The sequence below is a fragment of the Photorhabdus aegyptia genome, from assembly GCF_000612035.1.
GTDB lineage: Bacteria > Pseudomonadota > Gammaproteobacteria > Enterobacterales > Enterobacteriaceae > Photorhabdus > Photorhabdus akhurstii.
In genome coordinates this window covers 78,690-95,361 of sequence record NZ_JFGV01000003.1, presented here as the reverse complement: position 1 = coordinate 95,361, position 16,672 = coordinate 78,690, and the positions used below count along the sequence as shown (strand labels likewise).

General features: G+C 42.0%; 16 protein-coding genes and 2 pseudogenes. 6 read left to right on the top strand and 12 right to left on the bottom strand.

Annotated elements, in window-relative coordinates:
* Positions 1 to 104 precede the first annotated feature (104 nt).
* Both BA1DRAFT_RS01875 and BA1DRAFT_RS01870 read right to left on the bottom strand, forming a co-directional pair.
* Entirely contained in the window at positions 105 to 515 is a 411-nt protein-coding gene (locus BA1DRAFT_RS01875; RefSeq protein WP_036775679.1) for a putative toxin-antitoxin system toxin component, PIN family, read from the bottom strand.
* Positions 515 to 754, bottom strand: coding sequence for a ribbon-helix-helix domain-containing protein (locus tag BA1DRAFT_RS01870; protein WP_036775677.1), 240 nt, complete (start codon positions 752 to 754; stop codon positions 515 to 517). Before BA1DRAFT_RS01870 ends, BA1DRAFT_RS01875 begins: the two co-directional genes overlap by 1 nt.
* Positions 755 to 1,274: 520 nt before the next feature.
* Here BA1DRAFT_RS01870 and BA1DRAFT_RS01865 point away from each other — a divergent pair.
* Positions 1,275 to 2,882, top strand: coding sequence for an ABC transporter substrate-binding protein (locus BA1DRAFT_RS01865; RefSeq protein ID WP_082303614.1), 1,608 nt, complete (start codon positions 1,275 to 1,277; stop codon positions 2,880 to 2,882).
* 110 nt (positions 2,883 to 2,992) lie between these two features.
* On the opposite strand, the gene hcaD is transcribed toward BA1DRAFT_RS01865, so the two are convergent.
* The 6 genes from hcaD to hcaE are packed head-to-tail and all read right to left on the bottom strand — an operon-like array spanning position 2,993 to position 8,166.
* Positions 2,993 to 4,162 carry a phenylpropionate dioxygenase ferredoxin reductase subunit gene (gene hcaD, locus BA1DRAFT_RS01860; RefSeq protein ID WP_036775675.1) on the bottom strand — a complete coding sequence of 390 codons (1,170 nt, stop codon included), beginning with the start codon at positions 4,160 to 4,162 and terminating at the stop codon, positions 2,993 to 2,995.
* Position 4,163: 1 nt separating this feature from the next.
* Entirely contained in the window at positions 4,164 to 5,117 is a 954-nt protein-coding gene (locus BA1DRAFT_RS01855) for a 3-carboxyethylcatechol 2,3-dioxygenase (RefSeq protein WP_036775674.1), read from the bottom strand.
* Positions 5,107 to 5,949 (bottom strand): 3-phenylpropionate-dihydrodiol/cinnamic acid-dihydrodiol dehydrogenase, encoded by an 843-nt coding sequence (gene hcaB / locus BA1DRAFT_RS01850; protein ID WP_036775672.1) that lies wholly within the window; start codon positions 5,947 to 5,949, stop codon positions 5,107 to 5,109. Before hcaB ends, BA1DRAFT_RS01855 begins: the two co-directional genes overlap by 11 nt.
* Positions 5,949 to 6,266 (bottom strand): 3-phenylpropionate/cinnamic acid dioxygenase ferredoxin subunit, encoded by a 318-nt coding sequence (hcaC, locus tag BA1DRAFT_RS01845; protein WP_036775671.1) that lies wholly within the window; start codon positions 6,264 to 6,266, stop codon positions 5,949 to 5,951. Before hcaC ends, hcaB begins: the two co-directional genes overlap by 1 nt.
* Positions 6,266 to 6,808, bottom strand: a complete 543-nt coding sequence (gene hcaF / locus BA1DRAFT_RS01840) for a 3-phenylpropionate/cinnamic acid dioxygenase subunit beta (protein ID WP_036775669.1) — start codon at positions 6,806 to 6,808, stop codon at positions 6,266 to 6,268. Before hcaF ends, hcaC begins: the two co-directional genes overlap by 1 nt.
* Complete coding sequence (hcaE, locus tag BA1DRAFT_RS01835) at positions 6,805 to 8,166, bottom strand: 3-phenylpropionate/cinnamic acid dioxygenase subunit alpha (protein WP_036775667.1); 1,362 nt, start codon at positions 8,164 to 8,166, stop codon at positions 6,805 to 6,807. The genes hcaF and hcaE overlap by 4 nt, the downstream gene beginning before the upstream one ends.
* A 136-nt stretch (positions 8,167 to 8,302) precedes the next feature.
* On the opposite strand from hcaE, the gene hcaR reads away from it, so the two are divergent.
* The 3 genes from hcaR to BA1DRAFT_RS01820 all read left to right on the top strand — a co-directional run bounded on the left by hcaR (position 8,303) and on the right by BA1DRAFT_RS01820 (position 11,055).
* Positions 8,303 to 9,181 (top strand): DNA-binding transcriptional regulator HcaR, encoded by an 879-nt coding sequence (hcaR, locus tag BA1DRAFT_RS01830; protein WP_036775666.1) that lies wholly within the window; start codon positions 8,303 to 8,305, stop codon positions 9,179 to 9,181.
* 119 nt (positions 9,182 to 9,300) lie between these two features.
* Positions 9,301 to 10,203 carry an alpha/beta fold hydrolase gene (locus BA1DRAFT_RS01825; protein ID WP_235200939.1) on the top strand — a complete coding sequence of 301 codons (903 nt, stop codon included), beginning with the start codon at positions 9,301 to 9,303 and terminating at the stop codon, positions 10,201 to 10,203.
* 69 nt (positions 10,204 to 10,272) lie between these two features.
* The gene (locus BA1DRAFT_RS01820) at positions 10,273 to 11,055 is read left to right on the top strand and encodes a fumarylacetoacetate hydrolase family protein (RefSeq protein ID WP_036775664.1); all 783 of its coding nucleotides are present in this window, start codon (positions 10,273 to 10,275) and stop codon (positions 11,053 to 11,055) included.
* Between the two features lie 244 nt (positions 11,056 to 11,299).
* Here BA1DRAFT_RS01820 and BA1DRAFT_RS01815 read toward each other — a convergent pair.
* A pseudogene (locus tag BA1DRAFT_RS01815) lies at positions 11,300 to 11,938 on the bottom strand (pseudouridine-5'-phosphate glycosidase).
* 27 nt (positions 11,939 to 11,965) lie between these two features.
* Positions 11,966 to 12,657: pseudogene (locus tag BA1DRAFT_RS23860) on the bottom strand (DMT family transporter).
* Positions 12,658 to 13,126: 469 nt separating this feature from the next.
* Here BA1DRAFT_RS23860 and BA1DRAFT_RS01805 point away from each other — a divergent pair.
* Together BA1DRAFT_RS01805 and uspE are read left to right on the top strand one after the other, a co-directional pair.
* Positions 13,127 to 13,882 carry an FNR family transcription factor gene (locus tag BA1DRAFT_RS01805; RefSeq protein ID WP_036775662.1) on the top strand — a complete coding sequence of 252 codons (756 nt, stop codon included), beginning with the start codon at positions 13,127 to 13,129 and terminating at the stop codon, positions 13,880 to 13,882.
* A gap of 135 nt (positions 13,883 to 14,017) precedes the next feature.
* Positions 14,018 to 14,962 carry a universal stress protein UspE gene (gene uspE / locus BA1DRAFT_RS01800; protein ID WP_036775660.1) on the top strand — a complete coding sequence of 315 codons (945 nt, stop codon included), beginning with the start codon at positions 14,018 to 14,020 and terminating at the stop codon, positions 14,960 to 14,962.
* A gap of 71 nt (positions 14,963 to 15,033) precedes the next feature.
* On the opposite strand, the gene BA1DRAFT_RS01795 is transcribed toward uspE, so the two are convergent.
* Positions 15,034 to 15,999 (bottom strand): urease accessory protein UreD, encoded by a 966-nt coding sequence (locus tag BA1DRAFT_RS01795; protein ID WP_036775658.1) that lies wholly within the window; start codon positions 15,997 to 15,999, stop codon positions 15,034 to 15,036.
* Complete coding sequence (ureG, locus tag BA1DRAFT_RS01790; RefSeq protein WP_011146430.1) at positions 15,996 to 16,631, bottom strand: urease accessory protein UreG; 636 nt, start codon at positions 16,629 to 16,631, stop codon at positions 15,996 to 15,998. The genes BA1DRAFT_RS01795 and ureG overlap by 4 nt, the downstream gene beginning before the upstream one ends.
* Positions 16,632 to 16,672: the final 41 nt, after the last annotated feature.

The following is a 16,672-nucleotide window of genomic DNA, read 5'->3' as shown; positions in this document are numbered from 1 at the left end:
TCAAGTTAACGATTGATATAATCAAGAATATACATACAATCGTTAACCAATGCAAATTTTATCCATCTGTGCTGTGTGCAGTTTCTCCTCTTAGCTTCTTTTCTTTATAAAACCTCAAGGCAAAAATTAGCAGGCGTAATAATACGAGTACGGCCAAAACATCTACGCTGTAATAAGCCAGCTCGACGAGCTCCAGTTACAAGATAATCTGCTTCACCAGCACATGCCATAGCGAGTAAAAACGCATCGTCAGGATCATTCGTTTCCTCTTTAATATATAATTTCTCCAATACCAGAGCACGTTGTAAGTTATTGATCATAGCACCCACTTTAGCTGGTTGTAAGACAGCTTGGAATTTTGGATAACGACTTGCACGGCGAATTTCATCAAGCTGTAACCGTGAAGTCACCACTTCGAAACGTGCCGCACGCCAAGCTCGATAAATCGTATCTGGTGCACCATGTGGTGAGATCAAAGCACTAAATAGAATATTAGTATCAAGAACAACCCTCATTAGCGCTTACGATCCCAATCCAGAGCCTCATCAACTATTGAAGCAAGCTCCATCTCACTAACATCAGTGTTAGCCACTTTAACTTGTTCTGCTGTCAATTCTAAAATGTGTGACCGTACTGCCTCTTCTATAAAGCGGGATAAGTCTCCTTTTTTTCCACCTCCTTGATTAGCCAGAAACATACGAAGGGATTGGTCAGTGTCAGCAGAGACAGCAACGTTCCAACGAACACTATTCATAATATATTTTCCTTGTTTATGTGTTTATGTGTTTATGTGTTTATGTGTTTATACACTAATCATACATGAAACGCAAAATCTTACCCACCCGCTAATCTACAACATTCATACTCACCTCTTACACTACATAAATCTTCGTTAATACCCGACAGTAACAGGAAATCGTACTGTTGATAAATTGTGAATTCACTCACAAAACACGATTTTAAAAGTTAAAAACCAACTAATATCTGAAACGGATAATACTGTTGTTAAATAAATCTTTTTAATAAAAAAATTAACCATGTTCAGATAAATTTTTATAAAAATAAGTCATTAAGGTTATTTTTATCACTCTTTAAACAGGGTAATTAGAAAAATAAAATTATCAATCACCGATATTTGGAATGAAATAATACATATTTGGCTATAATTATCTTCGGTTCCACGTTTGACTGAATTACTTACCCTAAATCCGATTTCAGGCGTTACAACTTGCAATGTCAATCTGAAAAAATGCGTTATTATTGGAGAAATTACGATGAAAAAAACAATAAAAAACATATCATTATTCACAGGAATAATAATTGGAAACTTAACATTATCTTATGCGGCAATTATTCCACCCGGTACACAACTGGCAACCAACCAGAATATTGTTCGTCATAATGGTTCAGAACCTGCTTCTCTTGACGTGCATAAAGTTGAAAGTGATGTTGAGTTTGATATTATAAACGACTTTTTTAGTGGCTTAATTAGTATAGGAAATGATGGTAAGTTTAATCCTAATTTAGCTATCCGTTGGGAAACTAATGATAATAAAACCTGGGTGTTTCATCTAAGAGAAGGAATAAAATGGTCTGATGGTTCACCTATTACCGCTCACGATGTGGTTTTTAGTTGGAGACGTTTAATTGATCCTCAAATGGCATCCCCGTATGGCAGTTATATTGAAAACATGTATATAGTCAATGCTAAAGATATTCTTGCTGGTAAGAAAAAAACCGATGAATTAGGTGTAAAAGCATTAGATAATTTAACGGTAGAAGTAACATTAGAGCAACCGTTATCCTATTTTTTAAATATGCTGGCACACCCAGTGATGGTTCCTATCAGCCAGAAAGCGGTTGAGAAGTATGGTGAAAAATGGACTCAACCGAATGTGTTTGTCAGTAGTGGCCCATTTAAACTCTCTGAATGGATCGTCAATGAGAAAGTAATTGGCATCAGGAATCCACAATATTGGGATAATGAACACACCGTGATTAATAAAGTCACCTATCTTAACGTCACATCAGAAACAGCAGTGGTGAACCGTTATTTAGCAGGAGAAATAGATATTACCAAGGGTATCCCATCGGTTTTATTTAAATCATTAAAAACCAAGTTAGGTAGCCAGGTCCATCTTTCGCCTAAATTAGGTGTTTATTATTACGAATTTAATACCCAAAAAGCTCCTTTTAACGATATTAGAGTCAGACAAGCATTAAATCTGGCTTTAGACAAAGACATCATAACCAATAAAGTCTTGGGGCAAGGCCAAAAGCCAGCCTATAATAATACTCCACCAAACGCAGGAGGAATGAACTTAAAACAGCCTGATTATGCATCATGGACGCTGGCAAAAAGAATTGAAAAAGCCCGGCAGTTATTGAATGAAGCCGGTTATAACAGAAATAACCCATTGAAATTTAATCTTCTTTACAATACATCGGAGGATCATAAAAGGATTGCTATTGCAGCTACCTCAATGTGGAAAAAAAATCTGGGCGTAGATGCTGTCTTACAAAATCAAGAATGGAAAACAATGTTAGACACCATGCATCAAAGTAACTTTGATTTGGTAAGACACGCATGGATAGCTGATTACGATAATCCTGCTTCGTTTTTAAATAATTATGTCACCAATAGTTCTAATAATACATCATTATATCATAACGATATTTATGATGATCTGATCAGTAAGGCCAAAGCAACAAACGACATAGAATATTTCCAGCAAGCACAAGATATTCTTACAAGAGATGTCCCGTCAATTCCTATTTATTACTATGTTAGTGCCAGATTAGTAAAACCTTATATTGGTGGATACTATATCAGCCCTCTCGGTCTTATGTCATCGAAAGATCTTTATGTTATTAAACATTAATAAGACATCGTTGTAATATTAAAATAAAGATTACGGTTTTTAACCGTAATCTTTTTCAGAGGCAGTCATATTCTTAAGGGTAAATACGGGCAAATCTAACCTATCCAATACTACACCGGAACAACCGTAGGATTAGCAAGTAATTTGCGTAAGTTGCGCATTTCCTTTCCTTGATTAATCGCCACAGCACCCACTAATATTTCATTTTCTGTACCAAATAAAATGGCCTTATCTGATTGCAAATCACCCTGAACATGCCACTCTTCAGCCTGCATGTTGCCAACCATCTGGATGTTAATACCCCACTGATCGGTCCAGAACCACGGAGCGCCCGGCTGCGGGGGTTCCAACCCCATCATGGAGTGTGCGGCAATAGTCGCTTGACGGTTAGCATTTTCCCAGGTTTCACGGCGCTGGAGATCACCTGTCAGTGGTTCTCTCTGGAGGCAAACATCCCCGGCAGCGAAAATATCCGGTTCAGAAGTCTGGCAACGGCTGTCAATGACGATACCGCCATTAGTCACCAAACCAGCATCAGCGGCAAGCTGATCCCTGAATTCGGCGCCAATACCATAAATAATAATATCCCCGATCACCTGTTCTCCGGTGTCCAACACAAGGACTAACTCATTCCCTTGCTTTTGTGCGGAAACAATATTGGTATCTAGGAAGAATTGCACCCCGTTTTCCTGATGACGATTCAGAAGATAATCCTGCAATAACGGTGGGGCACAACGCACCATGATGTTATCCGCCTGTTCGATAACCGTAACATTTGCCCCCAATTCACAGGAGGTTGCCGCCAGTTCCAAGCCAATTACACCACCACCAACAATCAAAATCCGTTTGTCTTTTTTCACCGCCTGGCGTAAGCGTTGCGCATCATCCAACGTCCTCAGGGTATAAACATTTTCACCCAGTTGATCGAGGAGCGGAAATCGTCTGGCTCTTGCCCCCACAGCAAGCAGGAGTTTGTCATACCTAAGCTCGCCGCCATTTTCTAAAACAACACAATGTTTTGATGGCACAATCCGGCTGACCGATTGGCCTATGCGTAGATCTATCTGGTTTTTCAGATAAAAATCTTCGGAGAACAGATATTTCGGCGCTTCCTCTGGGTTGATTAAATACTCTTTCGATAAAATTGGCCGTTCGTAAGGCGCATGATATTCCTTACCAATTAAAATAATATCGCCATCAAACTGCTGCTGCCTTAAGGTTGCGGCGGCCATCGCCCCCGCTTGTCCTGCTCCAACGATAACAAAAGTCTGATTCCGCATATTACGCTCCTATCTGAGTTACAGGTTGAGCACTGACCATTGCCATCCCTGCCAGCCACTCCTTAATAGGTTGGTAATAATGTCGCTGCGCTTTATATTCGCCATAAATAGAAAGCGCTGCAAAAGCCGCAATCCAACAACGAATTTCCTGTCCACCTTTCCCGCCCTGAATGGCAATCCCTCCCTCGGTTAATGAAGCAAGGCGTCGAATATCGCCACTACAAAAAATGCTCAATAACTCGTCATCCCACTGTGGATTCAACGGAGCAACGACATTCTCACCACGAGCCAACGATTTTCCAACCTCAATGACTCGGTTTTGCCGTTTCTGGCGCGCTTCTTTTGTCGGATTTCTTCCGGCAATCAGTCCTTCCTCAACTTCCGCTGGTACCTGTCCTATCTGTGGTATCGGTGGATCATGTGATAAGCCACCGGAACCTAGCAGCAATACCCGCTGATCGGTGGTGAATAGGAATTGACCGACCGCACGACCTAACGCAACCGCACGACGGCATGTCGGCAATGGTTTAGCTGCACAGTTAATAAATATTGGGATGGTTGGATAACGCTGTAAATCTTGACAAAGCAACATCAATGGTTGAGTAAAACCGTGATCAGCCTGCATACGCCAGGACTGGGCAACATCAATACCGGCGTTATACAAGGCGGAAATTAAATCCTTCGCTGTGTTCTCAGGAACATTGAGTGGACCTTTACCAATATCCCAATCCCCCACAGCATTCGCCCTGACTCCAACGCAAAATGCCGGCATGAGATCATAAAAAAAACCATTAAAATGGTCAGGAGCGAAAATCACTATCAATTGTGGATCGTAGGCTTTTATCTGTTCAGCCAATTGCTGAAAAACCTGCCGAACATGCTTTTCTGTCGTTTCCGGTGGAGAACCAAAGTCCATCAAAGGCGTGTGCGAAGTACAAATCAATTTAACCGTCATTTGAACTCTCCTTTTTGTTCGGAGACATCACCCCCGCTGTAGTTTGGCGAATACCACGGATACTTAATCCCGCATCAGCCGTTATCATCACCCCCGTTAAAGTACGGTTATTGGCACGAGAAGCCAGCATGACATACGGACCAGTGAAATCTTCTGGCTGAGGTATGAATTGCAAAGGCAAAATTGCACCGAGACTTTCTAATGACAGGTTATCTGTAATACATCTATCTTGCTGAGATAGTGAAGCGGCCCCACGAAGATCGCTTGGCATACCACAAGGCGCAACACCATTAACCCTGATAACTGGCGCTAATTCATAAGCTAACTGGCGGATCATGCCGACCGCACCGTGCTTGCTGGCGGTATACAACACCCCACCACCACCAGAAAACCATGACGAGTTTGATAATGTAAAAATCATGCTGCCTTCTGATGCGGTTAACGCCGGTAACGCGGCTTTAGCCCCTAGAATATACCCTTTCAGGTTCACACCCATCAGCTCATCAAATCCTTTATCAATCTGCTCTGGTGAGGCGTCGAGCAGGCTGATTTTGTGATCCCATATCCCGGCGTTACCAACAAAGCAGTCTAGTTTGCCAAAACGCCGAACAGTTTCAGCCACTGCGTGTTCATTGTCCTCAAAAGAGGCAACATCACCGTGAATAACACAGATATCTTTACCAAAACAGTGGGCCAGAGCGGTTGCTTTTTCCGCCGATAGCTCCAAAACGCCCACTTTAGCTCCTTCAGCAATAAAACGTTCTACTAAAGCCAAACCTAAACCAGAGCCACCACCTGTTAATAAAATGACTTGATCTTTGATCCAACTCATTATTGCTCCTCCGATACAGTGATATAAATGTTTCCGTCTTTAACAACAACAGGGTAAGTCTTCAATGGATCTGTTGCAGGAAGGCAAAGCGCCCTCCCGGTTCTGAGACAAAAACTGGCCGTATGCAGTGGACACTCAACTGTCGCATTGTCTTCCAAATACCCTTCGGATATCGAGGCATTACCATGACTGCACCGGTCATCAACAGCAAAGAATTCGCCATCATAGTGAAACAGCGCAATATCCGGTGTGTATTCAACCTTACGCGCTTCTCCGTCGGGCAATTCTTCAACCGTACATACGAATAATTGGCTCATCAGAATAAGACACTCAAGTTATGGAAAGTTAAGACTGCCTGATCCAAAGTAATTTCACGTTTGCAAATCAGCCAGCTATCCGTTTTCGGATTACGGCGAACACAATCCAGCCGTTTACCAACATAAAAAGCTTCATCTCGCTCTTTTTGTGAACGGTACAGCAAATAATTGGACTGAACGTAAAATTGGTAAGGCGAGTCCGTTTCAGTGATCACTAAATTTGTCAGTAAATGACGTGTACGAGATGGGGGTTCCTCTGCCCATGCCATACCGGTTTCCAACCGGGCTATCCGACGTTCAAGTTGAAATTTATTATCATTGAACAACCAAGTGGTTGGCGGCTGGATACTCTTACGGCGATCGCGGGTTTGAGCATTAACAATAGTGCGCATGGTATAGCTGAGATCTTCTGATAACAGCTCAAGCCAGTCACGAAATTTCCACTCATCCAGTAATGCAATTTCGTAATACAAGAACTGGCTTATTTCATAATGCAGTTCCGACGATACCCTTTTTTCCTGATTGACAATTAACTCTTTCATTTGACCAACTCCTGCTGATAAACCCGGCTTTTTTCCTCTACTTCATCCCAGGTTTCGCTGGTGAGTAAGTCAGCCCAACGCTGATACATGCCACGGGCAACGGTTTCGGAAAAAACATAATTGGTCACACCCGGAATTCCATCATCTCGCACTCTTTCTTGTCCTAATCTCATTTCCATACACAATGCGCTGTTACGGGCTTTGTAACCTCTAAGTACTTTCTGGATTTCTACCCAATTTTCTGAATCATCCTGTTCGAGAAAACCTGCCGGACCAAATGCACGGGCAGTACTGTTCTCAAAAGCGGCTTTTACTTCTGGAGAAGCGGCTTTATCTGCGATGCAGAACGCCCAAACTTCTACCTGATCAGGTCCACGCGGATGCCACACCCGCATGGTTGCGGTGCCGTTAAGCCAGGAAAGTGTCGGGAAAATATTGTTGTGACCGGCAAGACGCAGTGCTCTGACTTTTCCCAGTCGCTGCTCTGCCTCAGCATAAGTTTCACGGTAGTAACGGGCAACGGCGCCATCAACCCAAACGTTGGCATCGGGTTTTTCGGTCAAGAAAAATCCACAACCGTGACCATTCTGGGCAAATTGCACGGCATCTTTTGCCGTTTCCCAAACTGGCCGGGAAGTCTGATCAGCACCTAATGCTTTATGACTGTCGCCCTCTTTTACACTTAAAACCTGTACAGCAGAGGCATGACTGAATAAAGCATGGTATTGATCACCGGCAAACTGTTCAGCGGGTAATTTCCAGTTACAATTGATCACCCACTTTTGCACGCCGCCAATAACCTCAGTTCCTCCTTCACGGCGATCAAGCACACCATCAAGATACCAAGCCATATCACCAAGATAATCAATCAGGGAGGGCGCCGTCGTATCCCAGTTACCAAAAATCAATCCTTTATAATTTTCCACACATGGCACTTCTTGAAGTCCCCATTGCTCTTTGCAAAGCCCATGTGGATAGGCACACGTTTCCAGCGGAACGTCAACTAATCGCCCGTCCACACCATATGACCAACCATGATAAGGGCAAGTAAACGCACGGGTATTACCACTATCCGCGTAACAAACCCGCATGGAACGATGGCGACATTGGTTAAGGAAAGCTTTTACGGAACCATCTTTCTGGCGGACAACAACAACACTATCTTCTCCCATATAAGTATTGAAAAAATCACCCGGACTGGGGATTTGGCTCTGATGAGCTAGAAACAGCCAACAACGGCCAAATATTCTTTCGAGTTCTAACTGATAGAGCTCGGGATCGATATAAATCTGAGGAGTTACACGACCGGCTCGGGCATCAATCAGGCGGTAAATATCTGAATTTTTGCTCAATGTCATATTATTTTATCCTCAAGTAAAAGAAAGGTTGACTTTTTGCCAACATGCAAAATGAATGCTATTAATAGATTAATATTTTGTGAAATACATTGTTTGTTTAAATTGAGACTTTTTTTCGATATGTGAGGAAACGGCAATGGAATTAAGACACTTACGCTATTTTATTGCGGTGGCAGAAGAATTAAACTTTACTAAAGCCGCAAAAAAGTTGCATACTGCACAACCTTCATTAAGTCAACAAATAAAAGATTTAGAAGATTATATTGGTTCCACACTATTAGAGAGAAATAAACGTAGAGTCTCTCTAACCAAAGCGGGAGAAGTTTTTTTCCAACAAGCCCGGCTTATTCTTGATAATGCAGAAAAAGCAAAAAAAATGGCCCGCAGAGCGGCACAAGAACAAATTGTGCTAACTATTGGATTTGTCCCATCAGCAGAAGTTAAAGTATTACCAGAAGTCATCCCAATATTTCGCCTGGCTCATCCTGGAGCAAAAGTAGAACTTATTAGTTTATTTAATCCAGGACAAGAAGAGAAATTATTACAAGGTGACATTGATGTCGCTTTCATGCGTCCGCCGATAAAGAGTGATTATATTGATTTTAAAGTCATTCTTAATGAACCGCTGGTGGTTCTGATGCCTGCTAATCACAGGCTAAGATATTGTGAGAAAATTTCAGTCAACGATCTACACGGAGAAAATTTTATTACTCCCGATCCAACACAATCTGGCGTATTACAACAGATTATAGAAAATTACTTTACCGAACATAATGTCGTTCCTAATATTATTCAAACAGCTAATAATATGCTATTAATCTTAAACATGGTTAGTCTGAATTTAGGGTGTGCAATAGTACCACTCTATATTACCAGCATCATGACAGATGCGGTTATTTGTCGGCCATTATCAGGCTATTCCCCGACAATAGAGTTAATAATGGCATGGCGAAAAGACAACAACTCAGAATTATTATCGCACTTAATAGATGTTGTTGAAAATAAATACCTGTAAGAATAAAAATAAGCGTCATTGTTTTTACCTTTCAGGCTAGACATATTAAGTATTAGTGAATATTACCCGTGGTCGTTATATTAATAACGTATTAACTTAAAATAAATAAGGGAGATATCATGATGTCAACATCAGCAAACCCTCAACATAAACCTACACAACCTGAATTACGTTCGCTTTGGTCGGCCATTGCCAGTGGTGAAATCCATCTACATCATCTCGATGTAAAAGGGATAAAAACCCGTGTTCTTGAAGCAGGTAATGGACCTATTCTCATTTTCTTACATGGTATTGCAGGTCATTTAGAAGCTTATATGCGCAACATACTGCCCCATGCCGCCCATTTTCGTGTACTGGCGATCGATATGCTAGGGCATGGCTTCACGGATAAACCTGTCCGTTCCTATGAAATTATCGATTATGTGGAACACCTGCGGGATCTTATTGAGACATTAAATCTGAAAAAAATTCACCTTTCTGGCGAGTCGTTAGGTGGATGGGTTGCAGCCCGGTTTGCAGCAAAATATCCGCAATATATTCACCGTCTGGTGTTGAACACCGCCGGTGGCATGATTGCTGATCCAAATGTGATGGAACGCCTGCGCACACTGAGCTTGAATGCCGTGAAAAACCCGGATCGGGAAGCTACCCGCAAGCGTCTTGAATTCCTGATGGAAAACCCGGCTATGGTGACAGAAGACCTGGTTGAAGCCCGTTTTGCCATTTATCGCCAACCGGGTATGTTGTCCGCAATGGAAAACATTATGTGCCTGCAAGATATGGATACCCGCTTACGTAACCTCTTGACCGAAGATGAGTTGGCAAAGATCCAGGCTGAAACCCTAGTGCTATGGACCACACACGATCCGACTGCTGCGGTTTCAGTAGGTCAGCGCCTTGCCAGGCTTATCAAAAATAGTCGTTTTGTCGTGATGGAAAAATGCGGTCACTGGCCTCAATATGAAGACCCGGACACATTCAACCGACTTCATATCGATTTTTTACTCAACGGCAACAAATAATGTCTCTTTCAGACGAGTGATATTCCAGTTGGAATGTCACTTCTTTGGTTTGATTAGGAGCAACAACAGATGAATAACATCATAAACCATCTTAGTGAGAAATTATTTCAATCGTGGCAGAATCGTCAAGCCATCGATCCTATCTCTGATGAATATCCAGAACTGACATTACACGATGCTTATCTCATCCAGCAAAAAGTTATTGTTCGCCGGTTGGAAGCAACCGGAGCACAAATTGTCGGCAAAAAAATCGGTATTACCAGCCAGGTAGTTATGGATATATTGGGCGTCGATCAACCCGATTTTGGCATTCTCACCTCAGATATGCATTACAAAAACAACGCCACTGTACCCATTGAGCAATTAATTGCACCGAAAGCTGAAGGTGAAATTGGCTTTATCCTGAAACACAATCTGAGTGGACCAGGTATTACGGCAGGAGATGTACTCAGGGCAACAGATTACATCGTGCCCTGTATCGAAATTGTCGATTCCCGTATCCGTGACTGGAAAATAAAAATCACAGATACTGTTGCTGATAATGCCTCATCAGGGTTATTTGTCATTGGCAATGGTACCCGTCTGCCATCAGAAATTGATTTAGCTGCCGTTACAATAACGCTAGAAAAAAACGGCAAACTGGTTGACACCGGCATCGGCGCCGCTGCACTAGAGCATCCCGCTAACGCGGTTGCCTGGCTAGCGAATATGCTAGGAACACTGAATATGGCATTTCTCGGCGGAGAAATCATTCTCTCTGGCTCCCTCACCACAATGGTGCCGGTTAATCCTGGCGATCAGTTGAAAATTAACTTACTCGGCGTGGGATCTGCCAAGGTAAGTTTCGCCTGAAAAGATGGATCGAGAAACCGTTTTAAATAATGTATCTGAGAAAGCGTAATGCCAAAAACAGCGATTAATTTCCTTATATCAACGGCTAAGATATCAACGGTATATTGGCGCTCCTGCACGCCATTTACCGCTGATTCTACACCCTCAGCACTGAATGAGATTTTTACCAGCATTATGGAAAAGTTAACACATTAGAAAATCGATAAATATGATAATCAGCACACCCAGATGATGAAAATAATGATTAAGACCAACCTCTATTTTTATAAAAAGCATGGGCTACCGCTAACTTTCCCGCAACTTCTGCGGTATTCACTAATACGGCCATATTGGCTTTCGCCGAGATGCCATCAGTTTCTCGGTCAATCGTTCTCATCAGATACTTTGTTAATGAATTACCAACAATATTATTCTTTTTAGCCTCCAATACCGCTTGTTGTATAATCATATCAATCTTTTGACTCTCTATCGCATCCTCAGGCTTGGTTGGCGTCGTAATTAATATTCCTTTCCCTCCCGGCAACATCCAATTTATTTCAATCACTTTAGCCATTACGGCAGGTTCATCAACACGTTGTGGGCTTTTGAATCCGCTGGAACGGCAATAGAATGCAGGAAAATCATCCGACTGATAGGATATGACTGGCACATTCCATGTCTCTAAAAACTCCAATGTTAATCCAATAATTCCCCCTTATGTTGCGGGTATTGCCCCACTTGCACGAACAGCCTGCTCAACATTCTTAGCTGTTGTGACATTATCAGGATAATCCAAACCATGAGTAATCACATTGGATTCCAGAGCAACAACAGGCTTTCCTGATTCAAGCGCTTCTTTTACCTCAAGGCTGAATTTCAATGGAACTTTATTGCTGATATTCATGCTATATACCTTTTAATTTTACGGCCATCAAAGAATTACCCCCACTTTCGAAAAAATCATCGTGGTGATCTCAACTGGCCCTTTCATATGAACAACATCTTCTTTCATCCCTTCACACATATATTGCGCTTGGCTAATACCTCCGCCTATGCAGAAATAAAATGCCGCCATAGGTCTATCAAGTGCATTGAGAATAGATCGCATCCTTTTCGCCGAAGATAAATCATTATTGCTCTCCGAACTGTAACCAGATGACATTAATCCAATATACAATGGATTACTTTGTAACGCATGTAACCGACGACCCAATGTCATATAATAATGCCATTCCGGGACACAACGTGGAATAATTGACACATCAAAACTGGAACGATCATAAACTTGCTGATTAATCGCGATAACATCCTTTTTTCGGACAATATCATCACTTATTCGTACAAATTCTCCGTTAGAAAAGTGATATAAAACAAACAGTACTCCAACAATTTTTACCAACCCAGGAGTCATATCCTGATATAGCCAATCAAGCAGTACCGCTGATAACATTTGCCCTGCAATAACAAGGACAGCGGCATTCATCGCCCCTAATTTAAGAAAAATATAACTACTGACTGCTACAAACAAAGCGTCAATATTATTGTTAAGAGAAAAAAACCACCTATATGATTCCAAAGCGAAGCACCAAAAGAACCAATCGAGACACTTAATTGCCCATTAATCGTCCTTGTCGCCGCGATAAATATGCCATTTAAAAAGGCAATTTACCTTATTATTTAACTAGTTGTATTTAGGAATAAAATCAAAAATAGGCTCTTAAATTCAAACCATGTTTTCAGACTTGTCTTATTTCTCTATAAACCTTTATATGGAGCCATAATCTGACTTGTCAGAAAAATAAAAAATAGATAGATTTTAAAAGATAATTGCTATGGAGAACGTAAAAATAGGGCTTGCCATAGGTGGATAAAGGAGAAACTCTTTACTAAACTCAAGACGCTGATATTGAATATAATCTTGCTATGGCAATGATCGAACATTAACTTTACGGTAATGTAACAATTTCTTATAGTTAATATATAAGGTAGTACATTTTCTCGAATAAATTGCAGAAAACCATTATAGCTCTTACCAGAATCATCAAGAAATGCTAAAGTTGAAGGATATGAATATTTCAAATGAGCATGCCATATGATCCAGGAAAAACGTGTTATTCGTCGAATCCAGTCTGGTGGTTGTGCGATCCACTGCCAGGATTGCAGCATTAACCAGCTATGCATTCCTTTTACCCTGAATGAGCACGAGCTTGACCAGCTTGATAATATCATTGAGCGTAAGAAACCTATCCAGAAAGGGCAAACACTATTTAAAGCAGGCGATGAGTTGAAATCTCTTTATGCTATCCGTTCTGGCACAATTAAAAGCTACACTATCACCGAAGAAGGTGATGAGCAAATTACAGGTTTCCACCTCGCAGGGGATTTAGTCGGTTTTGACGCTATTCTTAACACTAAACATCCAAGTTTTGCTCAGGCTCTGGAAACATCAATGGTCTGTGAAATTCCGTTTGAAACATTGGATGACCTATCCGGGAAAATGCCTAATCTTCGCCAGCAGATGATGCGCCTAATGAGCGGGGAAATTAAGGGCGACCAAGAAATGATATTGTTGTTATCCAAGAAAAACGCCGAAGAACGATTGGCCGCATTCATTTATAATCTCTCTCGTCGTTTCGCTCAGCGGGGTTTCTCACCAAGAGAATTTCGTTTAACTATGACTCGCAGTGATATTGGTAATTACCTCGGTTTAACTGTTGAAACTATTAGTCGTCTGCTTGGGCGTTTCCAGAAAAACAATACTCTCGGTGTAAAAGGTAAATACATCACGATTGAAGATATGGATAAGTTGTCTGAGTTAGTCGGAAAAAAATCTGTTTCAATTACCTAGTCTTAAAACCAGATCATCTTATTTTGTTGATCTGGTTCTCCTCTGACCTGTTCGGTTTGCTTATATTGGTTTATCTTTAGTATTGAAACGTGAGTATTGAAGCGTGTTTTGTCTAGCCTCTGTGAGGATACCATTATGGCAAACTATCAAAACCTTTTAGTTGTAATTGACCCAAGTCAGGACGATCAACCGGCATTAAGACGCGCAGTTTATATAGTGCAACGCAACGGCGGCCGGATTAAAGCTTTCTTGCCCATTTATGATCTTTCTTATGAAATGACCACCTTACTCTCCCCAGAAGAAGCTAGTGCTATGCGTAAAGGGGTTACCAGCCAACGTACTGCCTGGCTTAAACAACAAGCGTACTACTATCTGGAAGCCGGTATTGATATTGAAATAAAAGTGGTATGGCATAATCGACCTTATGAAGCGATTATCCAGGAGGTCATTACAGGTAATCACGATTTACTTCTGAAAATGACGCATAAACATGACAAGCTAGGCTCCTTGATTGTTACCCCACTTGACTGGCAGTTACTCCGCAAATGCCCATGTCCAGTATGGATGGTAAAAGATCAGATATGGCCAGACCAAGGCACCGTTGTAGTCGCGGTCAATTTATCTAATGAAGAGTCATATCATCATGAACTGAACCTGAAACTCGTTAAGGAAACTCAGGAACTGGCAAATCAAGTCATGAAAAACCCAGAAATTCATTTGGTCAGCGCCTATCCTGTCGCGCCACTGAATATCGCCATTGAATTACCCGATTTCGACCCAAGTGTTTATAACCATGCTCTACGTGGCCAGCATCTTATTGCCATGAAAGAATTGCGCCAAAAATTCTGTATTGATGAAAAATATACTCATATCCATGAAGGATTACCGGAGAGTGTTATTCCCAAAATGTGTGATGAGATGAATGCGGGTATTATTGTTTTTGGTATCCTTGGCAGAACTGGGCTATCCGCCGCTTTTCTGGGAAATACCGCAGAGCATGTGATCGACCAGCTTAAATGTGACCTTTTGGCGATAAAACCTGATGGTTTTGAATGCCCAGTTAAAGCCGCTAAAGAGTGATAATAATAGAGTAATAGCATGATAATCACCCATTTGGCGATAAAACCTGAAACAGATTTGCGTCCCAGGTTTTATCGCCAGATAAACGGCTCAGGCAGTGTAACGCCAAGGATCTCCTCACGAGCTATACGCCAAAAAAGACGAATACCCGCTTTAACTTGATAAGTTTCTTTTCCCAATACCTTAAAGATTAGACCACACTGATTAGGTAAACGACTGGTACCACTCGCTATACCGGTTTCAGCATCGTACTGAGGAGTCATGCGCGCCAGAATACGATCATGGTGAACCTGAGGTGTCAGCAAGATCACGTTTCCGAACACATGGAACGGCCCCATCACCCCTACGCTGTTCAGCGGTTGTTTTTTAGGCTCCAGTACATAACGCTCTGTAAACAATATTTTGCCATCAAAATCAGTTGCCGTAATACGTGATGAATAAACATCAAATTTAAACCCCTGATCAGCAGGGTGGTATTTGCGACCGGACATAATAATTTCAGAATAAATCAATGTGGCAGTCGGATGAATGGTTATTTGAGTGTCGGTAATAAACCGAGAACCACTGTGAGGTATAACCGGATCGGGCATCATTTCCAGATAGCCTCCCTGCTCTATCTGGATAGTTTGTACTTGCGCTGCGTAGTTATTCTCCATCGAATGAATTTTAGTCGCCGATTGGGTGGTGACATGACCAAACGCCTCTGGAGCGACATGAATGTCCAGCGCCAATCTATCCCCTTGCAAGATACATCCCGACGTGGAGATCATAAATACACACGGCATCTGCGGTAAAGCCTCATCCCAATACAGCGCCCGCTGCACTAAATAAGGCCCCCGGCGTTTCATTTGCGCCAAAATACTACGATCGCCACGCCGGGCAAATCCCAACCGCAGATAGCCAATTTTACCGACATCACCGCTTGCCATTTGAGGCGGTTCATCCTGAAATCGTGCAAGTTCCGGCGCGTTGACACCAAGATTATTCGCCCATTGACATGCATCTCCGATATTTTGCGGTGAGCTGGTGGAAGTCATTGCGTCGCCTGTAATGAATGGGTAAACAGGAAATCACGCATGATCATATTTACCAACGTTTCAACACCCTCTCCGGTTTTGCAATTGGTAAGGATATAAGGACGCTGACCACGTACAACTTGAGTGTCATGCTCCATCACCGCCAAGCTGGCGCCAACATAAGGCGCTAAATCAATTTTGTTGATCACCAGAATATCAGCCTGTACCAAACCCGGTCCGTTCTTGCGCGGAATTTTCTCTCCTTCAGCGACATCAATCACATAAATATAAAAATCTGCCAAAGCCGGACTAAAAGTGAGTGTCAGGTTATCACCACCACTTTCAATTAACACAACGTCGCTGTCAGGAAAACGCGCTTCCATCTCCTCTACCGCGGCAATATTCATACTGGGATCTTCGCGCACCGCGGTATGAGGGCAAGCACCGGTTTCCACGCCAAGTATCTTTTCCTCATCTAAAATGCCTTTTAAGGTACGTTTAACCTGTTTAGCATCCTCCGTGGTAACAATATCATTGGTGATAATCAGAGGTTTTATTCCGCGCTGAATCAAGATAGGCGTGATCACTTCAATAACGGCCGTCTTGCCTGAACCCACCGGACCGCCAATACCAATTCGGGTAATTTTTTTCACAAGGATTTCCTCACACGATTAAGAGGTGGTTAAAAGCGATA